At 73.4% G+C, this 24,510-nt stretch carries 27 protein-coding genes; 13 read left to right on the top strand and 14 right to left on the bottom strand.

Going from position 1 to position 24,510, the window contains the following annotated elements:
• Positions 1-21: 21 nt before the first annotated feature.
• From AC07GB_RS15040 to AC07GB_RS15030, 3 genes are all read right to left on the bottom strand, one after another.
• Positions 22-909: a universal stress protein gene (locus AC07GB_RS15040; RefSeq protein ID WP_478845345.1), complete on the bottom strand. Its 888-nt coding sequence runs from the start codon at positions 907-909 to the stop codon at positions 22-24.
• A 170-nt stretch (positions 910-1,079) separates the two neighbouring features.
• On the bottom strand, positions 1,080-1,886 hold the full coding sequence (locus AC07GB_RS15035) for an acyl carrier protein (protein ID WP_478845343.1): 807 nt from the start codon (positions 1,884-1,886) through the stop codon (positions 1,080-1,082).
• Between the two features lie 300 nt (positions 1,887-2,186).
• The gene (locus AC07GB_RS15030; RefSeq protein ID WP_478845341.1) at positions 2,187-2,648 is read right to left on the bottom strand and encodes a hypothetical protein; all 462 of its coding nucleotides are present in this window, start codon (positions 2,646-2,648) and stop codon (positions 2,187-2,189) included.
• A 174-nt stretch (positions 2,649-2,822) separates the two neighbouring features.
• On the opposite strand from AC07GB_RS15030, the gene AC07GB_RS15025 reads away from it, so the two are divergent.
• The 9 genes from AC07GB_RS15025 to AC07GB_RS14985 all read left to right on the top strand — a co-directional run bounded on the left by AC07GB_RS15025 (position 2,823) and on the right by AC07GB_RS14985 (position 10,443).
• Complete coding sequence (locus AC07GB_RS15025) at positions 2,823-2,981, top strand: hypothetical protein (RefSeq protein WP_478845339.1); 159 nt, start codon at positions 2,823-2,825, stop codon at positions 2,979-2,981.
• 81 nt (positions 2,982-3,062) lie between these two features.
• On the top strand, positions 3,063-3,911 hold the full coding sequence (locus AC07GB_RS15020) for a class I SAM-dependent methyltransferase (protein WP_478845337.1): 849 nt from the start codon (positions 3,063-3,065) through the stop codon (positions 3,909-3,911).
• A 339-nt stretch (positions 3,912-4,250) separates the two neighbouring features.
• Positions 4,251-4,403, top strand: coding sequence for a hypothetical protein (locus AC07GB_RS15015; protein ID WP_199818785.1), 153 nt, complete (start codon positions 4,251-4,253; stop codon positions 4,401-4,403).
• 95 nt (positions 4,404-4,498) lie between these two features.
• On the top strand, positions 4,499-5,746 hold the full coding sequence (locus AC07GB_RS15010) for a hypothetical protein (protein ID WP_478845335.1): 1,248 nt from the start codon (positions 4,499-4,501) through the stop codon (positions 5,744-5,746).
• Between the two features lie 39 nt (positions 5,747-5,785).
• Positions 5,786-6,352, top strand: a complete 567-nt coding sequence (locus tag AC07GB_RS15005) for a glycine-rich domain-containing protein (protein WP_478845333.1) — start codon at positions 5,786-5,788, stop codon at positions 6,350-6,352.
• On the top strand, positions 6,349-7,671 hold the full coding sequence (locus AC07GB_RS15000) for an MFS transporter (protein ID WP_478845331.1): 1,323 nt from the start codon (positions 6,349-6,351) through the stop codon (positions 7,669-7,671). The genes AC07GB_RS15005 and AC07GB_RS15000 overlap by 4 nt, the downstream gene beginning before the upstream one ends.
• A 5-nt stretch (positions 7,672-7,676) precedes the next feature.
• Complete coding sequence (locus AC07GB_RS14995) at positions 7,677-8,132, top strand: hypothetical protein (RefSeq protein WP_478845329.1); 456 nt, start codon at positions 7,677-7,679, stop codon at positions 8,130-8,132.
• Positions 8,133-8,199: 67 nt separating this feature from the next.
• On the top strand, positions 8,200-8,802 hold the full coding sequence (locus AC07GB_RS14990) for a carbonic anhydrase (protein ID WP_478845327.1): 603 nt from the start codon (positions 8,200-8,202) through the stop codon (positions 8,800-8,802).
• A gap of 45 nt (positions 8,803-8,847) precedes the next feature.
• Complete coding sequence (locus AC07GB_RS14985; protein ID WP_478845325.1) at positions 8,848-10,443, top strand: SulP family inorganic anion transporter; 1,596 nt, start codon at positions 8,848-8,850, stop codon at positions 10,441-10,443.
• 82 nt (positions 10,444-10,525) lie between these two features.
• Here AC07GB_RS14985 and AC07GB_RS14980 read toward each other — a convergent pair whose 3' ends face one another.
• Positions 10,526-11,032 carry a MarR family winged helix-turn-helix transcriptional regulator gene (locus AC07GB_RS14980; protein ID WP_478845376.1) on the bottom strand — a complete coding sequence of 169 codons (507 nt, stop codon included), beginning with the start codon at positions 11,030-11,032 and terminating at the stop codon, positions 10,526-10,528.
• A 231-nt stretch (positions 11,033-11,263) separates the two neighbouring features.
• On the opposite strand from AC07GB_RS14980, the gene AC07GB_RS14975 reads away from it, so the two are divergent.
• A complete protein-coding gene (locus AC07GB_RS14975) occupies positions 11,264-11,983 on the top strand; it encodes an SDR family NAD(P)-dependent oxidoreductase (protein WP_478845323.1) in 720 nt (239 codons plus the stop codon).
• A 15-nt stretch (positions 11,984-11,998) separates the two neighbouring features.
• Here the strand turns inward: AC07GB_RS14975 and nadE are convergent, their stop codons facing one another.
• The 7 genes from nadE to AC07GB_RS14940 form a co-directional block, all read right to left on the bottom strand.
• Positions 11,999-12,820 (bottom strand): ammonia-dependent NAD(+) synthetase, encoded by an 822-nt coding sequence (gene nadE, locus AC07GB_RS14970; RefSeq protein ID WP_478845321.1) that lies wholly within the window; start codon positions 12,818-12,820, stop codon positions 11,999-12,001.
• A 116-nt stretch (positions 12,821-12,936) separates the two neighbouring features.
• Entirely contained in the window at positions 12,937-14,307 is a 1,371-nt protein-coding gene (gene dctA, locus AC07GB_RS14965) for a C4-dicarboxylate transporter DctA (RefSeq protein ID WP_478845319.1), read from the bottom strand.
• A gap of 80 nt (positions 14,308-14,387) precedes the next feature.
• Positions 14,388-15,446 (bottom strand): tartrate dehydrogenase, encoded by a 1,059-nt coding sequence (locus AC07GB_RS14960; protein WP_478845317.1) that lies wholly within the window; start codon positions 15,444-15,446, stop codon positions 14,388-14,390.
• Positions 15,447-15,519: 73 nt separating this feature from the next.
• Entirely contained in the window at positions 15,520-16,416 is an 897-nt protein-coding gene (locus AC07GB_RS14955; protein WP_478845315.1) for a LysR family transcriptional regulator, read from the bottom strand.
• A 46-nt stretch (positions 16,417-16,462) separates the two neighbouring features.
• Entirely contained in the window at positions 16,463-16,921 is a 459-nt protein-coding gene (locus AC07GB_RS14950; RefSeq protein ID WP_478845313.1) for a pyridoxamine 5'-phosphate oxidase family protein, read from the bottom strand.
• Positions 16,922-17,002: 81 nt separating this feature from the next.
• Positions 17,003-19,810 (bottom strand): protein kinase domain-containing protein, encoded by a 2,808-nt coding sequence (locus AC07GB_RS14945; RefSeq protein WP_478845311.1) that lies wholly within the window; start codon positions 19,808-19,810, stop codon positions 17,003-17,005.
• Between the two features lie 154 nt (positions 19,811-19,964).
• Complete coding sequence (locus AC07GB_RS14940) at positions 19,965-20,789, bottom strand: MBL fold metallo-hydrolase (protein WP_478845309.1); 825 nt, start codon at positions 20,787-20,789, stop codon at positions 19,965-19,967.
• Positions 20,790-20,881: 92 nt separating this feature from the next.
• Here AC07GB_RS14940 and AC07GB_RS14935 point away from each other — a divergent pair, with 92 nt between their 5' ends.
• Positions 20,882-21,481, top strand: coding sequence for a CGNR zinc finger domain-containing protein (locus tag AC07GB_RS14935; protein ID WP_478845307.1), 600 nt, complete (start codon positions 20,882-20,884; stop codon positions 21,479-21,481).
• A gap of 22 nt (positions 21,482-21,503) precedes the next feature.
• Here AC07GB_RS14935 and AC07GB_RS14930 read toward each other — a convergent pair whose 3' ends face one another.
• Positions 21,504-22,175 carry an SAM-dependent methyltransferase gene (locus tag AC07GB_RS14930; protein WP_478845305.1) on the bottom strand — a complete coding sequence of 224 codons (672 nt, stop codon included), beginning with the start codon at positions 22,173-22,175 and terminating at the stop codon, positions 21,504-21,506.
• Between the two features lie 207 nt (positions 22,176-22,382).
• On the opposite strand from AC07GB_RS14930, the gene AC07GB_RS14925 reads away from it, so the two are divergent.
• Complete coding sequence (locus AC07GB_RS14925) at positions 22,383-22,958, top strand: helix-turn-helix domain-containing protein (protein ID WP_478845303.1); 576 nt, start codon at positions 22,383-22,385, stop codon at positions 22,956-22,958.
• Here the strand turns inward: AC07GB_RS14925 and AC07GB_RS14920 are convergent.
• Positions 22,955-23,203 (bottom strand): hypothetical protein, encoded by a 249-nt coding sequence (locus AC07GB_RS14920; RefSeq protein WP_478845301.1) that lies wholly within the window; start codon positions 23,201-23,203, stop codon positions 22,955-22,957. The genes AC07GB_RS14925 and AC07GB_RS14920 overlap by 4 nt on opposite strands.
• A gap of 81 nt (positions 23,204-23,284) precedes the next feature.
• Complete coding sequence (locus AC07GB_RS14915; protein ID WP_478845299.1) at positions 23,285-23,737, bottom strand: nucleoside deaminase; 453 nt, start codon at positions 23,735-23,737, stop codon at positions 23,285-23,287.
• Positions 23,738-23,930: 193 nt separating this feature from the next.
• Between AC07GB_RS14915 and AC07GB_RS14910 the strand changes: the two genes are divergently transcribed.
• Positions 23,931-24,458 carry a DM13 domain-containing protein gene (locus AC07GB_RS14910; protein ID WP_478845297.1) on the top strand — a complete coding sequence of 176 codons (528 nt, stop codon included), beginning with the start codon at positions 23,931-23,933 and terminating at the stop codon, positions 24,456-24,458.
• Positions 24,459-24,510: the final 52 nt, after the last annotated feature.

Raw genomic sequence — 24,510 nt, 5'->3', positions numbered from 1 at the left:
CCCACCGGGCCGCGCCCGCGCTCAGGCCGGGGGAACGACCGCGACCGGGCAGCCCGCGTGGTGCAGCGCGGCGTGGGCCACGGAGCCGATGCGGGTGCCGATGGGGGAGCGGCGCGTCTTGCGGCCGACCACGAGGAGGTCCGCGTCGGCGGTGGCCGCGAGGAGGACCTGGCCCGCGCTGCCGATCTCGACGTGCTCGGTCACGGGCACGTCGGGGAAGCGCTCGCGCCACGGGGCGAGCGCCCGCGTCAGGGCCTGCTGTTCGAGCGGTTCGAGGCCGCCGGCCTCGTCCGCGACGTGCAGCATGCCGGTGTTGTAGCCGTACATCGGCGGCAGGGCCCACGCCCGCACCGCGCGCAGGGGCGCGCCGCGGGCGGCCGCGGCCTCGAAGGCGAACCGCAGCACGGCCTCGCTGTCCTCCGGCTCCCCGTGCTGCCCCACGACGACCTCGCCGGCCCCTTCGGATCCGGCCGCGGCCCCCGTCCCCGTCCCCGTCCCGGCCCGTACGGACACCACAGGGCCTGGTGCGTCGGCGATCACCTGCTGTCCGTACGACCCGAGCAGGAAGCCGACGAGGGCCCCGTGCCCGCGCGAGCCGAGCACCAGCATCTCGGCGTGCTCGGCCTCCTTGAGCAGGGTGTCGACAGGGGCGGCCCGGACGACGTCGGAGGTGACCGTGAGGTTCGGGTGGCGGCCGGACACGCGCGTCACGGCCTCCCGCACGTAGGCGTCGGCGGCGGTGGCCTGCTCGTCCCTGTCCTGGGTGACGGCCGCGTCGGTCGACGCCTTGAGCCTGGCGTGCACGATCCGCAGGGGCACGCCGCGCAGCGCGGCTTCGGCCGCCGCCCAGTCGGCTGCGGCCAGGCTCTCGGCGGATCCGTCCACTCCGACGGCGATGGCGCGGGTCATGGGACCTCCGTACGTTCTCGGGGCAGGGGCGCGGCGCCACGGCCGGCCCTGCCCCTCGCGGGTCTCGTTCTTGTCTCTCCTCGTCCTTTCTCCTGCTCCCTGCCGCCGTCGGCAATCGGAACCCGCCCGTACGGATCTGTGTGAGGTGTGTCAAACCATGACAGGGAACCTCAGGCCGCCGGTGCCGGCCGCGGCGTGACGTTCTTGACCGGAAGCTCCTTGCTCACGCCCGCGACGTAGTAGTCCTTGGGTGCGGAGAAGAGCACGAAGTTGTGGTCGTAGCCACGGATCTTGGCGCGGACGGTGAAGTTGCCGCGCGCGTCGGTGGTGGTCTTCGCGTCGTACGCGGACTCGTAGTAGGTCCGGAGCAGGACGCGGGTGCCCGCGACCGGGCCGTGCCCGGCGGGCCAGCTGACCTTGCCGGTGACGACGAGGGTGTCACCGGCGCGCACCTTGGTCTTGTTGACCTTGTAGGTGAGGGTGCTGGGGACCGTCCGGACGTCGACCGTGGTCTCGGCGTAGGCGAACTGGCCGTCCGAAGGGCCACCCGGGTCGTACGAGGCCTGGAACTCGACCTCGTGGCGGGGGAACAGATGGACGCTGGGCCGGTCCAGCCAGCGGTCCGCCGGGACGCCCGAGACCTTGAACTGCCCCTCGGCGTTCGTGTGCAGGGTGCCCAGGGGGAGCGTCTCCCGCTCGATGGGGTCGATGGGGTCGCCCCACGGGTTCCAGGTGTCGTACAGGACGGTCTTCAGGAGCTTGACCGGAGCGCTTGCCACCGGGGTGCCGTCGGCCCGGGTCACGGTGCCGCTGAGGTCGACCTTGCGGTGGGCGAAGTCGGTCGTGGAGACGGAGGAGGAGAGGGTCACTACGAAGGGGTCGTCCGGCGCGTGACGTGCCGTCGGGGCGGGGTCCGCGGCCTGGGCGGACGGCACGCCGACGGCGAGGGTGGCGAGGGCGAGCGCGGCCGTGGCCATCAGCCGGGTGACAGATAAGCGTGAACGCGGGTGCACGTGAACTCCGTGGGTTCGATGGGCGTGGAACCGGTCCGTCGGCGGGGCCCACGGACCGGCACGGAGTTCGACGCGGGGGACGAGGGCTGGGGTTGTAGGCGGTGCGGAGAGTGCATGAGCCGTACATGGCGTGTTCGACGACAGGTCGCCTGCCGGTTCCCCGTGAAGACCGGCGAGGACCGGCGAGGGGGGAGGGGCTCATGGAACCGGCCGGGCCCGCACGGGCCCGGCCGGTGGCACGGCTGGAGGGACTGGCGTCGTCCGCTAGTGGTCGGTGCCGGACGCCCAGATGGCCCGGCTGCCGTCATAGATGACGACGTTGCCGTCGTCCTGGACGACCAGGCGTGAGCCCGGGTGCCCATCGGTGTTGGACGCCCAGACGGCCCGGCCGCTGCGGGTGTAGACGACGAGGTTGCCGTCTTCCTGGAAGCGCATGGTCCAGCCCTGGCCGACGGTGCCGGTGGCCCATCTGGCCCGGTTGAACTCGTCGTAGATGACGAGGTTGCCGTCGGACTGCATGATCAGCCGGGCGGTGTCGGAGCTGACGGACTGGTTGTGGTTGAGGGTGAAGGGCGCGTACCGGACCTGGTTCGCCAGGATGCCCGGGGTGGTCGCGCTTGTGGCGGGGGTGGCGGCGTGGTGTGCGGGGGCGGCGTTCGCCTGGCCGGCGAGGGTGATGGAGGCCAGAGCGGCGGTCGCGAGCAGCGTCGCGGTTTTCTTCCCCACGAAAAGAACTCCTTGGTGTCAGGTAGTTCATCCACCGGCGCCCTGTTGGGCGCCGCACGGGGACTCTGGCACCGGCCGTGGGCCAGAAGGGACGGTTTCCTACGGAGATGGCGCTTTGAGGCCCCTCAATGACCGGAAAATGTGAACGCGATGTGCCCGAGGTGAGTGGGTGCCGTGATGCTCGTACCGGTCCTGGAGGCACTCGACGGCGCCGACCCCGCCGCCCGGGTCACCGGTGTCTTCGGCCCCTCGGCCTGGGCCGCGCCCGGGCGGACAGCGGCCACCGTCCCGGGCCCTGCGCGTCACCCGCCCGGGCCCGCCCCGCGGAAATGACGTCGCCACCCCGCCCCGCCCGTGGAATCATCGGCAGCTTGCGCCCGGCTCCTCGTGACTCATGAACGGTGGTGTGCTGACGTGGCCGCTGACTGGCAGTGGGACGACACCCTGTTCGCCGGCACGGCCGCGTACTACGAGCGCGGACGGCTCCCGTACGCCCCCGGACTCGCGGACGCGCTCACCGAGGCGTTGGGACTCGACGGCCACGGGCGGCTGCTCGACGTCGGATGCGGACCGGGCAGCGTCGCGCTGCGGCTCGCGCACGCGTTCGGCGAGATCGTCGGGCTCGACCCCGACGCCGGGATGATCGCCGAGGCCCGGCGCGGGGCGGCCGAGCAGGGAGTGGCCGAAAAGGCCACCTGGGTCGAGGCCCGGGCCGAGGACCTGCCCGCGGGGCTCGGCACCTTCACCGTGGCAACCTTCGCCCAGTCCTTCCACTGGATGGACCGCGACCTGGTGGCGCGCACGGTGCGGGGGATGCTGCGCCCGGGCGGGGCGCTCGCGCACATCTCGGACCTCAAGTCGGAGGACCGGTCCGTCGCGGGCCTCGCGCACCCGCCGGTGCCGTACGCCGCCATCGACGAACTGGTCAGACGCTGTCTTGGGCCGGTCAGGCGGGCGGGCAGGGGCGTGCTGCCGCAAGGGACGCCGGGAGGCGAGGCCGCGGTGTTCGCCCGGGCGGGCTACCTCGGGCCGGAGCGTCTCGTGGTTCCCGCGGGGCAGGCCCTTGAGCGCACGGAGGGCGACGTCGTGGCCGCGGTGTTCTCGATGTCGTACTCCGCGCCGCACCTGTTCGGGCCCCGCCGGGACGACTTCGAGGCGGAGCTGCGCGGCCTGCTGCGGACGTCCTCCCCGTCGGGCCGCTTCGCCGAGCGCCGGCCGAGTACCGAGATCTTCCTGTGGCGCACGGCGTCCACCGGCCGGTAACACCCGCATCGCCCCGCTCCGGCCGCCGCGCCTCCCTGCCGGCGCGGCCCTTCCGGCCGGTCTGCCCTTTATCGATCCGTTCAGTGCTCTCCAGTTGATTGACCCCTTTTGATCTCCGGGGCCCACCCGTGCACATTCCCTGTCGCGTTGGTGAAGAGGGAGTGAATAGCGCCCCGCGCGCCCCAAAGGATCAAGCCAAAGTCTCCGCCTCGAACGGCTTTTGAGCCAGTGTCGCATTGCGCGTCTTTGACTTCCACTTGGTGTTGCTTTTACTTTCGATTGCGGCGGCGAACGCGCATCCACCCCGCCGCGCACCCACACCTTTCCTGGAGGTACGTCATGGAAAAGCTCATCGCGAAGATGGCCAAGGACGATGTCTGGAACCAGTGGACCGCCCTCAACTCGCCGAAGGTGTCCGGAAAGGAAGGCTGCATCAGCGCGGACAAGTCCGGCTGCATCAGCGCGTCGGCGAAGTCCGGCTGTATTTCCTGAACGACCGTCAGTTGCCGCCGCTACTAACGGCCCGGCACGCCCCACGGCGTGCCGGGCCCGCCCCCCCACCTGCCCCGCAGCCCCGAAGGGTGGTCATGAACGGTCAGCCGAGCGCCGACGTCATCGCCCAGATCCAGGACATCCCCCTCTACCGGCCGCACGTCGAGCGCGGCCACTTCCCCATCCTGGAGAAGCCGGAGATCGCCCGAGGCTTTCCCGACAACTGGATGACCCCCACCCTGGCGGCCGCCCTCGCGGCCGGCGAAGCGGAGTTCGTGCTCTCCACGGGCACCAACCACGCGCGGATGCAGATCATCCGGCCCCCGTACTTCCTGCTCAACTCCTACTACCGGCTGTGGAGCGAGCACCCCGACATCTCCGACACCTGGCACGAGGGCTGCCGGCGGGTCTCCCTCACCACCGTCCTCGCCACCGAGCACGTCGCCCGCGTCAACGCCCGGCGGCGCGGCGGCCCGCAGGCCGAGCCGGACCCGCTGCCGGACCTCGACCAGCGGCGCCTCGACGAGCGGACGTTCTACGTCAACCTGCGCCGCGACCCCGCCCTGTGGGACCGCGCGGACGTCGAGCGCATGGTCGAGGAGATCCGTACCGCACAGGCCGCCCACCCCCGCGGCCGCTACCACCTGGACTGCTCGGGACCCCATCTCGCGCACCTGGTCCGCAAGGCCGTCGACTGGGGCCTGTGGCCCTCCTTCCCCCGGCCCGCGAGCATCGTGCACGCCTACGAGTACGCGCCGCTCAACGTGCGGCGCTACCTCCAGCACCACTTCTCCTGCCCGGTCGTCGACCTGTTCGGCAGCACCGAACTCGGCTACCTCTTCTACAGCGACCGCACCGGCCGCTACCACCCGTACCTGGACCGGATGAGCGTCGAACTGATCCCCGTGGAGCCGGGCAGTCGCATCCACAGCCTCATCGTGACCAGCGTGCGCAACCCGCACATGCCCCTGGTGCGCTACCGCTCGGGCGACTGCGTGCGCACCGCCGACGGCTCACCGGACCCCGCCCGCATCACGCGCTTCTGCGGCCGGGAGAAGGAACTCCTGAAGACCCCGCACGGGCCCGTGGCCCAGGGCGACCTCGACGACGTGGTCGCCGCCGCGTCGCCCCGCGTCTTCGTCCACCAGCTCGACGCCCGCGACCCGTCCCGCGCGCTGCTGCGCTACACGACCTTCGACGGCGCCCCGCTCGCGCCCGTGGAGGCCGACACCCTGCGCCACGGCGTCGCCGAGCTGACCGGACGGGACAGCGACCTGGAACACCAGGAGCACATCCCCATCGGCACATCGGGCAAGTACGCCTGGCTCGCCCAGGACGCCTGAGTCCGCACCCCGCCCTCCGCCACGCCTTACGGGAGCACCATGACCACGCAGCCGATCGCGTCCGCCGCCCCCCTCGCGCCCGCCGTCGACCACGTGTCCGCCGCCGACCTCGCGTCCCTGCTCGGCGACGCCCTGCACGCCGAGGTGGTGGCCCACTTCGCCGCGGCGACCGACGCGCCGCGGGAGTACGTCGAGCGCCAGGTCACCGAGTGTCTGCGCTACCTCTACCTCGTCTCCCGCCACCCGGACCGGCTCAGCGGCCTCTTCCTCCCCGTCGAGCAGGAGATCGACGAGATCTGGCACTACCTCATCCTCCAGACCCGTGAGTACCGCGCCCTGTGCGAACAGCGGCTGCCCGGCGGCTTCTTCGTGGAGCACCGCAGCATCGCGTACGAGGACTACCAGCGCGAGCCGGGCAGGGAGCAGGCGATCGAGGAGGCGCTGCGCTGGATCCCGCTGTACGTGCGGGAGTTCGGCCCCTTCGACGAGGGAGCGCTGCCGCACTGGACGATCGTGCGCTTCCTCCACGAGCAGCTCGGCATGCCGCTCTCCGAGATCAGCGCGCTGACCCCGTCGGCGGCCTCCCAGGAAACGGGCGGCAGTTGAACGGGCACCCGCGCGCCGGCACGGCCGCCCCGCCGAACGGTCCGGCGCCCGCGAAGGCCACCCCTCCCGCCGCCGACCCGCCCGAGCAGCGCCGCGTCCTGACCGTCCTGGTCGTGTCCCAGATCCTCAGCGGCGCGGGACTTGCCGCGGGGATCACCGTCGGCGCGCTGCTCGCCGAGGAGATGCTCGGCTCCACGTCCCTCGCGGGGCTGCCCGCCGCCCTGTTCACCGGCGGCGCCGCGTTCGGCGCGGTGGCCGTGGGGCGGATCTGCCAGCGCTGGGGCCGCCGCCCCGGACTCGCCACGGGCTACGCGGTGGGCGCGCTCGGCAGCCTCGGCGTCGTCGTCGCGGCCGCCACCGACAGCGCGGTCCTCCTCTTCGCCTCCCTCGTGGTCTACGGCGCCGGTACGTCGACCAACCTGCTCGCGCGGTACGCCGGCGCCGACCTGGCATCGCCCGGTCGGCGCGGCCGCGCCATCAGCACGGTCCTGCTCGCCACCACCCTCGGCGCCGTGGCGGGACCGAACCTGGTGACCCTGTCCGGATCTGTCGCGCACGCCTGGGGACTGCCCCGGCTCAGCGGCCCCTTCCTGCTCGCGGTGGCGGCCTTCGCCGCGGCCGCCGTCGTCCTCGGCTGCTTCCTGCGCCCGGACCCGCTGCTCCTCGCCCGCTCCCGGGCCGCGCGAGCGAGCGACCCGGACGCGGCGCGGGCGGCCGAGGCGGCGGCGGACGACACGGCCACCGACGGGCGCGGCCTCGTCACCGGCACCACCGTCATGGTGCTCACCCAGCTTGTGATGATCGCCGTCATGACGATGACTCCGGTCCACATGCGGGCCCACGGGCACGACACACAGCTCACCGGACTCGTCATCGCCCTGCACGTGGGCGCGATGTTCCTGCCCTCGCCGCTGTCGGGACGGCTCGTCGACCGCCTTGGCCCGCGCCCGGTCGCCGCCGCGTCCGGCGTCACGCTGCTCGCCGCGGGCGCCACGGCCGCCCTGACACCCCCGCACTCCGTCCCCGGCCTCGCCACCGCGCTCGTCCTGCTCGGCCTCGGCTGGAACCTCGGGCTGCTGAGCGGCACGGCCCTGGTCACGGCCGCCGTGCCGCCCGCCACCCGCGCCGGCACGCAGGGCCTGGTCGACGTGGGCATCGCCGTCGCCGGTGCCACGGGCGGCATGGCCTCGGGCGTGGTCACCGCGTCCGGCGGATTCCCCCTGCTCGCCCTCGGTGGGGGAGTCCTCGCCCTCGCCGTCCTTCCGGTGCTCCTGGTGTCCCTCCGCCCCGCGCGCCCCGCCGCGCCCGAAGCCTCCTGACGACGATGAAACCCCTGACCCCCGACCGCCCGGACACGGCGACGGTACGCCGCACCCGGCCGGGCCCCGCGGCACGGGCACGCCGCTGGGCCGTCACCACCCTGATCGTCCTGCTGTCCCTCCTGTGCGGCGGCGCAGCGCCCGCCGTCACCGGCGCGGCCCCCGACACGGCGGCCCCGTCGCGGCTCGTCGCGCCGGAACCGCCCCCGGTCACCCTGGACACGCGGGAACGCGCGCTCAGGGACGGCGAAGTCCCCCACCCGCCCCCTCACTTCGTCCGGGGCCGTGCGCACACCACCCCGGCGCCCCTGCGAGCCGCCGCCGCGCGGGCCCACTCCGCCCTGGCCGGGCCCGCCGGCGCCGGCGCGGCCCTCAGACCCCACGACCCCCGGTCCGGCGCGCCCGCGCCCACCAGATCGGGCGCCCAACTGCTCCGCCTGCACTGCGTATCGCGCTCCTGAGCGGAAGCCGGGCCCCGCCCGTCGACCGCACACCCCACACCGACACCCCCCAGGAGGCGTCTTCGCCATGGAGACCTTCATCACGCATGCCCGCGGCATGACCGCCCGCATCGCCGAACGCCGCGAGGAACAGGAGACGTTCGGGCGGCTCGCCGCCGGGCAGTCCCCGCTCGCGCTCTTCATCACCTGCTCCGACTCCCGGGTCGTCCCCTCCCTGATCACCGGCGCCCGCCCCGGCGACCTCTTCGAGCTGCCCACCGCGGGCAACGCGGTGCCCCTGTACGAGGCGGACCGGCCCGCCAGTGCGGAGGGCGCCACCATCGAGTACGCGATGCGCGTCCTGCGCGTCGCCGACATCGTGGTCTGCGGCCACTCGCACTGCGGCGCCGTCGGCGCCAAGGCCCGCGGCGACGACCTCGCCGAGCTGCCCGCCGTACGGGACTGGCTGGACCGCCAGCTGTCCAGCGAACTGCCCGCCGACGACGGGCCCGCGGTCGCCGCCGCCGTCCAGCGCCACGTGCGCGAGCAACTGGCCCGCCTGCGCGACTACCCGTGCGTCCGCGAGCGCCTGGAGGCAGGGGAGGTACGCCTGCACGGCTGGTACTACGAGGTCCACACCGGCCTGGTGGCGGCGCATCACGCCGAGACCGACCTGTTCCTCCCCCTGTGAGCCCAGAGGGATCCGGTGAAACCCATGAAAGCTGACGTACCGACCATGAAAAGGCCCCCAGTGCGTGACCTGTCCACACTGCGCGCGGACTTCACCGCGTCGATCGTGGTCTTCCTCGTCGCCGTCCCTCTGTGCGTCGGGGTGGCCGTCGCCTCCGGCGTACCGGCCGAACTCGGTCTGGTCACCGGCATCGTCGGCGGCCTCCTGACCGGTCTGCTGCCCGGCAGCAGCCTCCAGGTCAGCGGCCCGGCCGCCGGCCTGACCGTCCTCGTGTACGAAGCCGTGCAGGAGTACGGCCTCGCGGCGCTCGGCGCCCTGGTGCTGATCGCCGGGCTCCTCCAACTGGCCATGGGAGCCCTGCGGCTCGGCCGCTGGTTCCGGGCGATATCGGTGGCGGTGGTCCAGGGCATGCTCGCGGGCATCGGCCTCGTCCTCATCGCCGGGCAGCTGTACGCGCTCGTCGACGCGAAGGCGCCCGCCTCCGGACTGGACAAGCTGGCCGAACTGCCCCGGCTCGCCGCCGACACGGCAGGGTCGGGCGACGCCCTGGCCGCGTTCGCCGTCGGCACCGGCACCATCGCCGTCCTGGTGCTGTGGCCGCGGTGGCGGAAGGCGGGGCGGGTGCTGCCCGCGCCGCTCGCGGCGGTCGCCCTGGCCACGCTCGCCGTGTTCACCTTCGACCTGCCGGTGGCGAAGGTCGAGGTGCAGGGCCTGGTGGACGCCGTGCAGCCGCCCGGCGGCGACGCGTTCTCCGCCCTGGTGGAGGGCGGTGCCCTCGCGGGCGCCGTCGGCACCGTGCTCGCCTTCACCCTGATCGCGTCCGCCGAGTCGCTGTTCAGCGCGGCGGCCGTGGACCGCATGCACGACGGGCCGCGTACCGACTACGACAAGGAGCTGATGGCGCAGGGCGCGGGCAACGCGGTCTGCGGGGCCCTCGGCGCGCTGCCGATGACCGCGGTGATCGTGCGCAGCTCCGCCAACGTGCGGGCGGGCGCCAGGACCAAGGCGTCCCGTGTGCTGCACGGCGTGTGGCTCCTCGCCTTCGCGGCGGCGTTCCCGGCGGCGCTCGGCGTCATACCGGTGGCGGCCCTCGCCGGCGTCCTGATCCACGCGGGCTGGAAGCTGATCCCCGTCAAGGCGCTCGGGCCGCTGTGGCGCGAGCACCGCGGGGAGGCCCTGGTGCTCGCGGTCACCGCGCTCGCGATCGTGGCGACCAACATGTTCGAGGGCGTCCTCATCGGCCTGGCCCTGGCCATCGTGAAGACGGCTTGGGACACCTCCCACGTGCACCTGGAGGTGGAGGGCCTGGAGGGCACCGGCACCATCCGCGTCCGCGTGGTCGGCAACGCCACGTTCCTGCGCCTGCCGAAGATCCTCGACCAACTGGAGGCGCTGCCGGACGACCGCAGGACCGAACTGGACCTGTCGGGGCTCCGGCACCTGGACCACGCCTGCTCGACGGCCCTCACCGCGTGGGTCGAACGGCATGGGACGGTGACGGCGCCCGACGGCGACGCACCCCTGACGGGACGTCAGGAGCGCACAGGCCACCAGGAGCGCACAGACCGCCAGGAGTCCGCCGACCGCGACGAGCACGCGGACCACCACGAGCACAAGGAGACCGCGGGAGCCCGTCGCTGACCGGGCGCACACGCCTCTGACGGAGCGGGTGCGGCACGGGCGCGGGATCTCCGCGTCCGCGCCGCACCTTTCGCGCGTGGCCTCAGAGCTGCCCCACCTGCGTGACCCGGTGGTCGCCCACGCGGTCCTGGACGTCGTCGAGCAGGACGCGCAGCAGGTCCGCGAGCTGGGTCTGCTGCTCGGGCGTGAGCGAAGTGATCAACTCGGCGTCGCGGTGCAGGACTTGGTCCACCGTGGCCTCGACGAGGTCGTGCCCGGCCGGGGTGAGGGCGACCAGGACGGCGCGGGAGCGGTCCGGCGCCGGGCCGCGGGTCACGAGCCCCTCGCGTTCGGCGCGGGCGACGCGCTGGGAGACCGCGCCCGCCGTCACCAGGCAGCGGTGGCCGATCTCCCGGGTGGTGAGCGTGTACGGGGGGCCGCTGCGGCGCAACACGCTGAGCAGGTCGAGCGTCGCGGGATCGACCCCGGCGCGGGCGAGCACGGCCCGCCGGTCGTCGCCGAAGAGCTTGGCCAGTTGCCAGATCGGGGTGACGATCCCGATCGAGTCGACCGGGGTGCCGGGGCGCTCGCGCTGCCAGGCCTCGGCGATGGTCGGGGCCGTGGGGAGGGCGGCGGCCTCCCGCGCGGCCGTCTCCGAGGCGGCCGTCTCCCGCGCGGCGGCCTCGGGCGTACCGACCTCCGGCGTACCGACCTCCTGCGCGTCGGCGTCCTGCACGCCGACCTCCTGCGCGTCGTGTGGATCACTTGTCACGGGGAGCCCTCTCGTACTACGTTTAGAGCTAAATTTAGACCTATACGAACGTGATTCGGAGCTGAGCATATGGCACGCACCATCCTGATCACCGGCGGCGGCACGGGCATCGGCAGGGCCGTCGCACGGCACTTCGCCGCGCGGGGCGACCAAGTGACGGTCACCGGCCGCCGCCCCGGCCCGATCGAGGAGCTGGCCGCCGAGACCGGCGCACGCGCCCTGGTCTGCGACCACACGCGGCCCGATCAACTGCTCCGGCTGCTCGACGAACTGCCCGCGCGCCTGGACGTCCTGGTCAACAACGCGGGCGGGAACGTGGACTTCGACGCCGACGGCGCGTCCGACCTGGCCTCCTACGCCCGCGACTTCCGCGGCAACCTGGAGGCCAACCTCATCAGCGCCGCCCTCACCACCAGGGCGGTGGCGGACCGCCTCGCCGAGGGCGGCGCCGTCGTCCACATCGGCTCCATCGCGGCCGACCAGGGGGCCGGATCCTACGGCGCCGCCAAGGCGGGCCTCGCCGCCTGGAACATCAGCCTCGCGGACGAGCTGGGCGCCCGCTCCGTCACGGCGAACGTGGTCGCCCCCGGCTACATCGGCGACACCGAGTTCTTCCGGGACAAGCTCACCGGCGAGCGCCGCGAGCAGCTGGTGGCGGCCACCGCCACCGGCCGCGCGGGCACCCCCGACGACATCGCCGGTGCCGTGGCCTTCCTGGCCTCACCGGCGGCCCGCCACATCACGGGCCAGGTCCTGCACGTGAACGGCGGCGCGCACACCACCCGCTGAGCGGCCGGCCGGGTCTCAGGGCGCGATCGGCAGCTGCCGCTTGTGCTCGGTGAGCCGGTAGCGGCGGACGATGGCCTCGAAGGCGGGCCCGTCGACCGGCTTGCCCTCCAGGAAGTCGTCGATGTCGTCGTACGTGACGCCGAGCGCCTCCTCGTCGGGCTTGCCCGGGCTCAGCGTCTCCAGGTCCGCGGTCGGGGTCTTCCACACCAGGGAGGCCGGCGCGCCGAGGGCGTCGGCCAGGGCGCGGACGCGCCGCTTGGTGAGGCCGGTCAGCGGCACCACGTCGGCCGCGCCGTCACCGAACTTGGTGAAGAAGCCGGAGACCGCCTCGGCGGCGTGGTCGGTGCCCACGACCAGGCCGTCGTGCGCGCCCGCGACCGCGTACTGGGCCACCATGCGCTGCCGGGCCTTGATGTTGCCGTGCACGAAGTCCCGGTGGTGCGCGTCGCGGAACGCCGTGCCCGCGGCGACGGCGGCATCGAGGGCGGCGTCGCTCGCGGGCCGCACGTCCACGGTCAGGGTCTCGTCGGGCCGGATGAAGTCGAGCGCGAGACGCGCGTCGTGCTCGTCGGCCTGGGTGCCGTACGGCAGCCGCATCGCGAAGAAGGCGGCGTCGTGCCCGGTGGCGCGGGCCCGCTCGACGGCCAGCTGGCACAGCCGGCCCGCGGTCGTGGAGTCCACGCCGCCGCTGATGCCGAGCACCAGCGAGCGCAGGCCCGTGGAGGTCAGCCGGCCGGCGAGGAACGCCACCCGGCGCTCGATCTCCTGCTCCGCGTCGAAGGTCGGGCTCACCTGGAGATCCCGGGCGATCTCCTGCTGGAGGGATAGGGGCGCCATGTCGCTCACGGTCGTTCCTCGGTCGGGGTCGGCACGCGCCGTCGGCCGGGGCCGCGCGCGTCCAGGGGACCTCAGCACTCTAGAGGAAGGCCGCGCGGCGCCCGCGGCCAGGAGGCTCAGGCCTTGGCCGGCTGCTCCACCGGGGCCTCGGCCCGGTCGTCGGCCTCATCTGCGGGGGCGGGATCCGGGGCGCGGCCCTTGAGTACCGCGTTGACGCGCGCGGTGTCGAGGTCGTTCTCCCAGCGGGCGACGACGAGCGTGGCCACGCTGTTGCCCGCGAGGTTGGTCAGGGCGCGGCACTCGGACATGAACTTGTCGATGCCGAAGATGAGCATGATGCCCGCCGCCGGGACGGTGCCCACCGTGGACAGGGTCGCGGCCAAGGCGATGAAACCGGCCCCTGTGATGCCGCCGGACCCCTTCGACGTCAGGATCATGACGGCGAGCAGACCGAGCTGCTGACCGAGGCTCAAGGGGGTGTCGGTCGCCTGGGCGATGTAGACGGCGGCCAGGGACAGGTAGATGGAGCTGCCGTCGAGGTTGAAGGAGTAGCCCGTGGGGACCGTCAGTCCGACGATGTCCCGCCGGATGCCGAGCCCTTCGAGCTTCTGCATCAGGCGCGGCAGGGCGCTCTCCGACGACGAGGTGCCGAGGACGAGGACGAACTCCTCGCGCAGATGGCGGAGCAGCCGGAAGATGTTGATCCGCAGCGCGGCGGTGACCGCGCCGAGCACCACGATCACGAAGAACGCGGACGTGCCGTAGAAGAGCCCGATGAGCTGACCGAGGCTGGTCAGCGTGGAGATCCCGTACGCGCCGATGGTGTAGGCCATCGCGCCGAAGGCGCCCACGGGAGCCGCCAGCATCACGTAGTGCAGGATCTTGAAGGCGACGGCGCTGAGGCGGTGGATGCCTTCGACGAGCGGTTCACCGACCGGCCCGACGGCCTTGAGCGCGACGCCGAAGAGGACCGAGAGGAAGATGACCTGGAGGATGTTGCCCTCGGCGAACGCTCCGACGGCGCTGTCGGGGACGATGTCGGTGAGGAAGTGCCACCAGTCCTGGTCCTGCCCGTCCTTGACGTAACTTCGCGCGTCCCCTTCGATGCGCAGCGTGCCCGGGTCGGCGTGGACGCCCGCGCCGGGCCGGAAGACGTTGACGGCGACCAGGCCCACCAGCAGGGCGGCGAGCGTTCCTGCCTGGAAGTAGAGCAGGGACTTCAGGCCCACGCGGCCGACGCGGCCGAGGCTGTCGACGCCGCCGATGCCCGCCACGACGGTCAGGAAGACGATCGGCGCGATGAGCATCTTGATGGCGGAGACGAAGGTGGTGCCCACCGGCTCAAGGGCGGTGCCGACCGAGGGCCACAGCCAGCCGGTGAGCACCCCGGTGACGATGGCGGTGAGAACCCAGAAGTACAGCTGCCGGTACCAGGGCCGCCCGGGCGCGGGAGCGGGTGCCGGGGCGAGGGACGCGGGTGCTGCCATGACGTTTCTCCTCGTCGGGGAACGGGCGCAACCGGCCTTGGGCTGCTCGCGGCGGCCGCCGGCGGCTCACGGGGCGGAGGTCAGAGAAGTTCGAGGACCTTGTCGGTGAACTCGGCGGTCGTGGCGGTGCCGCCCAGGTCGCGGGTGCGCACGTCGGTCTTGGCGAGGACGCCCGCGACAGCGTCGGTGACGTCCCTGGCCGCCGCCGACTGGCCCAGGTGGTCGAGCATCAGGGCCGCCGACCAGATCGCGCCCAGCGGGTTGGCGACGCCCCGGCCCGCGATGTCGGGCGCCGAGCCGTGCACCGGCTCGAACATCGAGGGGAACTCCCGCTCCGGATTGAGGTTCGCGGCGGGCGCGATGCCGATGGACCCGGCGATCGCCGCCGCGAGGTCGCTGAGGATGTCACCGAAGAGGTTGGAGGCGACCACCACGTCGAACCGGCCGGGATCGAGGACGAACTTCGCCGCGAGCGCGTCGATGTGCTCCTGGTCCCAGGCGACGCGCGGGAACCCGGTCGCGCGCTCGGCGACCAGCTCGTCCCAGAACGGCATGGTGTGCACGATGCCGTTCGACTTCGTGGCCGAGGTCAGCCGCCCGCCCCGCCGCGCCGCGAGGTCGAAGGCGTAGTCGAGGACACGGCTGACACCGGCCCGCGTGAACACGGACTCCTGCACGGCGAGTTCATCGGGGAAGCCCCTGTTGAAGCGCCCGCCGACCTCGCTGTACTCGCCCTCCACGTTCTCCCGGACGACCACGAAGTCGACGTCGCCCGCGCGTGCGGCCCGCACCGGGCTGTCGATGCCTTCGAAGACGCGGATGGGCCGGAGGTTGACGTACTGGCGAAAGCCCCGCCGGATCGGGATGAGGAGACCCCACAGCGAGACGTGGTCGGGCACCTCCGGGTGGCCCACCGCGCCCAGCAGGATGGCGTCCTTGTCGCGCAGCTGGTCGAGGCCGTCGTCCGGCATCATCGCGCCCTCGCGCAGATACCGCTCGCAGGACCAGTCGTCGTACGAGGTGTAGGTGAGGCCGAAGCCGTGCCGGCGGGCGAGGGCGTCGAGGACCCGCTGCGCGGCGGGCAGCACCTCGGTGCCGATGCCGTCGCCGGGGATCAGGGCGATGCGGTGGTTCGTCATGCCGTCGATTCCAGCAACGCGCCCGCTCCGGCGTCCAAGACGCAAACCGGATCTGCCTTATAGGCGGGCCCTATCAGGAGGCCTCGGCCGCGGCGCGGGGCCCGACGGCGGCCGCCGCGAAGGCACTGGCCGCGGGGGACAGCACGCCGCGCCTGCTGACCAGGGCGATGTCCAGCGTGGTCGCGGGCTCGATGTCCAGGACGCGGGCGCCCGCCCGCCGGGCGAACTCCCGCCAGGAGTCCGTGACGACGGCGAGCCCGACCCCGGCCAGGACCAGCGGAAGGAGCGCCACCCGGTGCTCGGTCTCGGCGGCCGCGGTGAAGTCGACACCCCGCTCGCGCAGCGCGTCGACGTAAGCGCGCATGCCGGTGCCCGGCTGCCCGACGATCAGCCGCTGCCCGGCCAGCTCCGCGCAGTCGAGCGCGTCCCGCCCGGCGAAGGGGCCGCCGGGCGGCACCACGAGCACGAACCGCTGCCGGCCGAGGACGTGCGCGGCGACCTCCTTCTCCGGCACCGCCCCGGCGGTCGCGAGCAGACCCAGCTCGACCGCGCCCGTACGCACCATGTCGATGACGTCGCGTGCGGTGAAGGCCGCCTTGACGGCCACCGAGACGCCCGGGTGGTCGTCGCTGAACGCGCGGATCAGCGTGGTGAGCGGCTCGACCGCTTGCGACGGCATGGAGGCGATGTCCAGGCGGCCCGCGCGCAGCTCGCGCACGGCGTCGACACTGGCCCGCGCGGTGTGCAGACTCCGCACGGCCGCGCGCGCCGGTTCGATCAGGGCCCTGCCCGCGTCGGTGAGGACCGCCCGGCGGCCGATGCGGTGGAAGAGGTCCGTGCCGATGTCACGTTCCAGGGCCTGGACGGCCTGCGAGAGCGACGGCTGCGACACGTACAGGGCCGCGGCCGCCCGGTTGAACCCGCCACGGTCGACGATCGCGAGGAAGTACTCCAGCTGCCGGACATCCATACGCGCACCTTCTCAGGAAGAGGCCGAAAGCCGGTGCGAGGGGCGGCTAGCCGAGCCACGCGCCCCCGCGCATGAGCACCCGGCCGGTCAGCTCGCCCTCGCCGCGCCAGGCCAGCACGGTCTCCGGGGTCACCCGGACGTAGACGTACGCCCCGTCCTCCGCCCGCGGGTCCCAGCCGAACTTCGCCGCGAACCCGGCCGCGCCCTCCTCGGGCACCTCCCGCGCCGCGAAGCAGTCCGCCGACCCGCGCAGTTGCACCACGTCGAACGTGTCCGGCAGGGCCAGGCGCACGCGCGGGTCCGCGCGGAGGTTGCGCACGGTCGCCGTTGCCTCGCCGGTGCACAGCCACAGCGCGCTCCCGTCCCACCAGAACCACAGCGGTACTTGGTGCGGGCCCCGGTCCGGGTGCGCGGTGGACACCCAGACGTCCCGTTCGCGGCCGAGGCGCTCCCGCGTGTCACGGGTGCGTTCCCGCACGTCGCGGCGCGTGTCGTCAGTCGTCATGGGGACCGACCGTAGCCAGTGACAGGGGGCCGCGCATGAGGCACAGGACCTACGTCCGAGGTCCGAGGACGCCCGGGCGGGTCAGCGGCGCACGTACGCGTTGAGCGGCGACACCCCGTCCAGGTCGACCTGGAGGCCGGCGAGCGCCCTGGAGTGCAGGAACGTACGCGTCGGTACGTAGACCGGCACGACCGCCGCCTCCTCCATCACGCGGCGGTCGACCCTGGACCACAGTTCGCCCGCGGCGGACACGGAGTCCGCGCCGCCGGCCGCCTCGATCGCCTCGTCGACGTCCGCGCTTTTGAGGCGGGAGTAGTTCGACGAGGTGGGGGCGGTGGCCGCGCTGTCGAAGTAGTCCGGCAGGAACGAGGAGGCGACGGGCAGGCCGCCGCCGACGGCGAGACGGAACAGGTCGTACTTGCCCTCGCCCGCGTTCTTGAAGTAGTCGGTCGTCTTGTCCTGTTTCCGGTCGACCCGGAAACCGGCCTGCTTCAGCGCCGCCGCGATCACTTCGGCACGCTTGCCGTCCGCCTCCGTCCCGTACCCCAGAGTCAGCCGGTAGCCGCTCTTGCCCGCCTCCTTCAGGAGCGCACGCGCCCGGGCGGGGGACCCTCGCTCCCCGGCGCCGTACAGGTCGAAGGCGCGGGCCCCGCGCACACCGGGGGGCAGCAGGTTGTGGTGGACGGTGCCGCTCTCGCCGCTGGCCGCGAGGACGTCGGCCGCGGGCAGCGCCGTCGCGATGGCCTTGCGGACGGCGCGGTCCTTCACCCGCCGAGTGTTGATCATGTACGCCTGCACATACGGGGAGGGCGCCGAGAGACGGCCCGCGCCGGAGGCCTTGTCGAGTCCGTCCTTGCTGAGGGAGCCGGTGAAGGTCATCACTGCCTCGCCCGGGCGCGCCGCCAGTGTGCGGGACTTGATCTGGTCGGCGGACACGCCGCCCTGCATGCGGTACGTGTCCGGGTAGGCGGTGCGCAGCGGGTCGGTGTCCGCCTTCCAGGCGCGGTTGCGGGTGAGGACGAGGTCCTTGCCGCCGCCCTGGAAGGCGTTGATCTGGTACGGGCCGGTCGACGGCAGCGTCCCCGAATTCACCGGGGTGTCCTTGACCTTGGCGGGCAGGGGCGCGCCCGCGGGGCCCGCGAGCGCGACGTTGAAGTCCGGCCGGGCGCTCTTGAGGTGGAAGACGACCGTGCGGTCGTCGGGTGTCTCGATGGCGCCCGTCGGCAGCTTGCGGGTGCCGGTTCCTGTGCTGTCGTCCTTGCCGAGGAGCCAGCGGCGTACGGTCGCGTCGCCGAGGGAGAACCGCGGGTTGAGTGTGCGCTCGACGGCGTGGGCGAAGTCCTCGGCCCGCACGGGAGTTCCGTCGTTGTAGGTCAGCCGCTCCTTGAGGGTGAACGTCCAGGTCCTGCCGCCCGCGGTGGGGCGCCCGGCGTCGGTGGCCAGGTCGCCGACGAGCCGGACCGAGCCGTCGGGCAGTGTTTTCAGGCCTGTCAGGCTGCGGTAGACGAGGCGCGAGACCAGGCGGTCGGTGCCCGTCCACAGCGTGCCGGGGTCGATGGTGGTGAGGTCGTAGGGGTCGAGGACGGTGACGGTGCCGCCCCTGCGGGCCCCGCCGACGGCGGGCGACGGGCCCATGGAATCCGCCGCCGTGCCGATGGCCAGCGTCTCGGTCCTGGCCCGCTCGGCCACCGCGGGGCCCTTGACGCCGCTTCCGCCGCCCGCCTCGCGGCCGTTCGAACTGCCCGAGCCGCTGCCCCGCGCCCGCCGGTCGGAGCCGTCGCCGTCCTTGCCGAAGGGGTCGAAGGAGTCGAAAGGGTTGACGACGGTGAGGACGGCGACGAGCGCGGCGACGGCGACGGCCGCCCCCGCCGGAAGCCACCATCCGCGCCACCACGGGCGGCGGGCGCCGTCGGCCGCGACCGGCGGCCGTGGCACGGGCCACGGCGTCGGCGGGCCCTGGGGCATGGGCGGGGCGAGGGGGTACTCGCTCGCCACGGCCGGCTCCGGGGCCGGGGGCGGCGGCACCGGAGCGGGCCGCAGGCCGGGCGTGCGCGCGAGGACCTCAAGAGCCTGACGTGCCTCTTCGGCACTGGGTCTGCCGGTGGGGTCCTTCACCAGGGTCCGGCCGACGAACGCGTCCCACTCGGGGACGAGTTCCGGCCGCCGCGCGGAGGGCGGTTCCGGGGCCTCGTACACGTGACAGTGCATCAGGGCGGCCTCCGACGGCGCGTCGAAGGGCGGCGAGCCGGTGAGCATCTCGTGGACCATGCAACCCAGCGAGTACACGTCGGTGCGCCCGTCGGCGGGCCCGCGCGTGAACCGCTCGGGGGCCATGTAGTGCAGCGTGCCGATGGGGGAGTCGGAGGTGCGGGTGAGGTAGGCGCCGGTCGCTCCGGTCGCGTCGAGGAACTTGGCGATGCCGAAGTCGAGGACCTTCACCGTGCCCTCGTCGGTCACCATCACGTTGGCCGGCTTGATGTCCCGGTGCACGATGCCCGCACGGTGGGCCACGGCGAGCGCCCGGCACACCTGCCCCGCGATGTCCGCCACCCGTTCCGGCGCGAGGCCGTCGCCCTCGGTGAGCAGCGCGTTCACCGTACGGCCCGTGAGCAGGGGCATGACGAGGTACGGCACGTCACCGTCCGCCCCGTGGTCGAAGACCGGCACGATGTACGAGCTGTCGAGCGCCGCCGCGGCCCGTGCCTCCCGGACGAAGAGCGCCAGCATCCGCTCCCGCTCGGGCCCCGACGTGTGCCGGGGCAGACCGAGCAGCTTGACGGCCACGTCCCGGTCGAGGCGCGCGTCCCGGGCCCGCCAGACGGCGCCCATGCCTCCCGCGCCTATCCGCTCCGTGAGCGTGTACCGCCCGTCCAGGACCGTGCCGCGCATCTCCTACCCCAACCCCCCGACGAGGCACGCCCGCCGTGGGCGGCAAGGTCAATTTACCCGCGCCGTGACGGAGTTGGAGAGCTTTGGTGTCGGAGAGGCGGACGGCCGTGTCCCCTCGGCCGCGCCGGCACCGGATCCCGTGGCCGTTCCCCCGTCACCGGGCCTGGAGGCGGTCGGCGAGCCCCGCGGCCTCGAAGGCGGCCACGAGGTCGTCGTGGCCCTCGGTGAAGTGGGCCCAGCTGTCGCAGTGCACGGGCACGACCCGGCGCGCCCCGAGGATCGCCGCTGCCTCGGCGGCCTGGGCGCTGTCGAGGACCAGCAGGGCGCCGTCGAGGACGGGGACGCGGGGCGCTCCGGCGAAGAGGACGGCGGTGTCGACCGGGCCGAAGCGCGCGGCGATCTCGCGGACCCGGCCGAGCGAGGCGTTGTCCCCGCTCACGTACACCGTGGGCAGGTCGGAGGCGGTCAGGACGAAGCCGACGACCTCACCGACGGCGGCCTCGACCGTCTCGACGCCGAGTTCCTCCGGGCCGTGCAGGGCGGGGACGCCCGTCACGGTCACCGTGTTGCCGTCGGGGCGGTCGAGGTCGACCGACGTCCAGGGGGCCAGACCCCGCGCGGCGCCGCCCAGGCGGCGGGCACCGCTGGGGGTGGTGAGGGTGAGGGGCGTCTCGGCGAGGAGCGCCCGGCCGGAGTCGTCGAGGTTGTCGGGGTGTTCGTCGTGCGAGAGCAGGACGACGTCGACGCGGCCCAGTTCGGCCGGCGTGACCGCGGCGGGCGCCGTCTTGACCAGCTCGCCGCCCGGAACCGGATACGCGCGGGGCGGGTCGAAGGTCGGGTCGGTGAGGAACGTGAGACCGCCGTACTCGAAGAGCGCGGTGGGGCCGCCGAAGACGCGTACGGGTATCCGCTCGTGGGACGCGCCGACCGGAGGCGGGGTGGGGCCGGGAACGGCCACGGACGGGTCGGAAGGAGCCATGGAAGAGAACACCTCACGGATGAGTAGGGGTGCATCCGTGAGGTGAAGCTAGTTGTTTCTCATGGATGAGCGCAAGCCATACCATGAGAGTCATGAAGGACAGCGTGACCGCCGAGCCGGAGCCGCCGCCCGCCCCGGGCGCCGAGCGGCACCCCGCCCTCGCCTTCGCCAACAGCGCGATCGCGCTGCCCGGCGGCCAGTTCCTCGATCTGCTCGGCAGCCCCGCGGCGACGAACCGATGGCTCGCCGAGCACGGCCTCGCGCCCGTCGACGCCGGGCTCCAGGAGATGTGCGCCGCTCAGCTGCGGACGCTGCGCGAACAGATCCGGTCCCTGCTCGCCTCCCACGTCGACGGCCACCCCGCACCCGCGAGCGCGCTCGCGGGTGTCAACGAGGCGCTGACCCGGGCTCCCGCGGCGTCCCTGCTGCACTGGGACCCCACCCGCGGCCTGTACCGGGCGGCCTCGCACCCCACCACCCAGATCGTCGAGCACGCCCTCGCCGCCCTCGCCGCCGACGCCGCGGACCTGTTGACCGGGCCGGACGCCGACCGCCTCACCGCCTGCGGCTCGACTCCCTGCAACCGCTATCTGCTGCGCCACGGCCGCCGCCACTGGTGCTCGACGCGCTGCGGCGACCGCGCCCGGGCGGCCCGCGCCTACGCGCGGCGGACGCGGGCGGGGGAGTGCTGAGGGCGTCCCCGCCCTCGCGCGATCACCCGGCCGACCGCTGGAGCAGCAGGACGTTGTCGACGACGGTGGCGGTCTCGCCCGTGGGTCCCGTGGCCCGGCGGCGGGGCATGTCGGCGCGCAGCACGGACCAGCGCGCCGGGTCGAGGGCGAGGCCGGCGGCGGTCTCCTCGGGCGTGGGGTAGTGGAGGTCGGGGTCCTGGTTCCACGACCAGGGCGCGGTGGAGCCGTGGTCGACGACCAGCAGGCGGCCACCGGGCCGCAGGGACTCGGCGGCGGTGCGCAGGATGTCCGCGCGGGGCAGGGCGAACGGGGTCTGGAAGTACTGGGCGGAGACGAGGTCGAACCGGCCGTCAGGGAAGCTGTCGGCCAGGTCGTGCCGCTCGGCGGTGACCAACTCCGCGACCCCCAGCTCACGCGCCCGCGCCCGCACTTTTTCGACGGCGGTGGCGGAGATGTCCACGGCCGTGACGTGCCAGCCCTGTCGCGCCAGCCAGATGCTGTCACCGCCGGGGCCACAGGCCAGGTCCAGGGCGGCGCCGGGGCGCAGCGGCGCGGCGATCTCGGCGAGCAGGGGGTTGACGCGTGCGGCCCAGCCGTTCCGGGCGCGGTGGACCCGCTCCCAGAACTGGGCGGCGTCCTCTTCCGTCTCCTCCGTCGTGTCGCCGGTGGACCGGGGGTGGTCCGTGGAATTCATCTGAGGTGCCCTTTCGTCTTCACCGGAAGCCGGAAGCCGGAAGCCGGAATGCCGGTCACTGGTAGCCGGTAGCCGGTAGCCGCGCGGACGCGGCGCGAGCGCGGTGCGGGCGCGCACCGCCGGCTCGGCCCCGGCCCTGTGCCGACAGCATCGCCACGCCCGTTCCGCCCTTGCAAGGAAAGTTGCGGATGCGCAAAATCGGTCGGCATGGACAACCCCGCTGAAGACGTGCTGGCCCGGGTCGGGCCGCGGCTGCGCGCCCTGCGCCGGGCGCGCGACACCACGCTCGCCGCGCTGGCCGCCGAGACCGGTCTCACCGCGAGCACCCTCTCCCGCCTGGAGAACGGCAAGCTCCGCCCCACGCTGGAGCAACTGCTGCCGCTGGCCCGGGCGCACGGGGTCCCGCTGGACGACCTCGTGGCCGCGCCGCCCACCGGCGACCCGCGCGTGCATCTGCGGCCGGTGCGGCGGTCCGGGCTCGTGATGGTGCCCCTGACCAGGCGACCGGGCGGCATCCAGGCCTACAAGGTGATCTACCCGCCCGCGGGGTCCGCGTCCACCACGACACGGCAGACCCACGAGGGCTACGGCTGGTTCTACGTCCTCAACGGCCAGGTCAGGTTCGTGCTCGCCGAGCAGGAGTACCTGCTAGGCGCCGGTGAGGCCGTGGAGTTCGACACCCGGGTGCCCCACTGGATCGGCAGCGCCGACAGCCGTCCGGCGGAAGTGCTCGTCCTGGTCGGCCCGCAGGGCGAGCACCCCCATGTGACACCGGTGGCCTAGGCCCGCGTACGGCGGCGGCCCAGCAAGGTGCATCCCACCATCACCAGGCCGACGGCGATGACCTTGGCGGCGCCGAAGTAGCCGGACGCCAGCTCCTGCGGAGTGCCGGGCAGCCGGAAGAGGCACGCGGCCGCGAGACCGCCGAAGACGATCAGGACGCCGGCGCCCCAGGTCCCCGGATCCGCCCACCAGGGCCCCGGGTCGTGGCCCAGCTCGCCGGTCTGCTCAACGTCGTTGTCGGCCACGGCCTGTTCTCCTGTGCATGTGCATGTAAGGGCGGTCGCACGAGAAGAGGGGGGCCCGGCCCGGAAGGTTCCACCGGCGGCCTACGTTCCGATGTCCTCGTTCCACAGCTCCGGGTGGGCCTTCGTGAAGTCGGCCATCAGGGCGACGCACGCGGGCTCGTCCAGGACGACGATCTCCACGCCGTGCGCGGCCAGCCAGTCGTGCCCGCCGTGGAACGTCCGCGCCTCGCCGACGACGACCCGCGAGATGCCGAACTGCCGCACCAGGCCGCTGCAGTACCAGCACGGCGAGAGCGTCGTCGCCATCGTCGTACCGCGATACGTCCGCTGCCGTCCCGCCGCCCGGAAGGCCGAGGTCTCCGCGTGCGCCGACGGATCGCCGTCCTGCACGCGGCGGTTGTGGCCGCGGCCGAGCAGGGTGGACCCGTCCGGCGCGTACAGGGCGGCGCCGATCGGGATGCCGCCCTCGGCCAGGCCCGCGCGAGCCTCCGCGAGGGCGGTGCCCAGCATCCGCCGGTCCGATTCCGTCGACATGGGGCGTCCTCCTGGCTGCGCGCGACACGGGCCGGCCCAGCGTGACACGTGCCGGTACGGGGGCGCCGGAGGAACGGTCCGGGGCAGCCCCGGGGCACGTAAGACTTTCGTCATGGGATTCCGGGAGTGCCGGGCACCCCGCCGACGTCGTACAGGGCAGAAGCACACTCGATCTCTGAGGCGGAGGCATCGCATGGGACGCGTACGACGCACACTCGGCAGGCCCTGGTTCATCGCGGTGCTGTGCACCGGTGCCGTGCTCGCGGGAGCGGGCCTGTACTGGTTCCAGCCGTGGAAGCTGTGGGTGGACGAGACCGTACGGGACCCGCTGCCCGTGGCGGCGGCCCGGGACGGCGCAGAGGCCCCACCGAAGACCCTGGCCCGCGGGGAGCTGATCAGCCACGAGCACGAGACCAGCGGCTCGGTCCGCGTCCTGCGCCTCGCGGACGGCACCCGTGTGCTCCGCCTGACGAACCTGAACACGAGCAACGGTCCCGCCCTGCGGGTCTGGCTCACCGACGCGCAGGTGAAGCCGGGCAAGGACGGCTGGCACGTGTTCGACGACGGCCGGCACGTCAGCCTGGGCGAGCTGAAGGGCAACAAGGGCGACCAGAACTACACCCTGCCCGCCGGCCTCGACCTGGACCAGTACCGCAGCGTCACCCTCTGGTGCGACCGCTTCGACGTGTCCTTCGGCGCCACCGAACTGACCCGCGCCTGACCGGCCCGCCGCGACGACCCCTTCGTCGTCGGCCCCCGTGCCCGGCGCGGCC

This window comes from Streptomyces sp. NPDC045778 (assembly GCF_056431945.1).
Note: the sequence above shows the minus strand (reverse complement) of the source record. Positions and strands in the feature narration are given on the sequence as shown.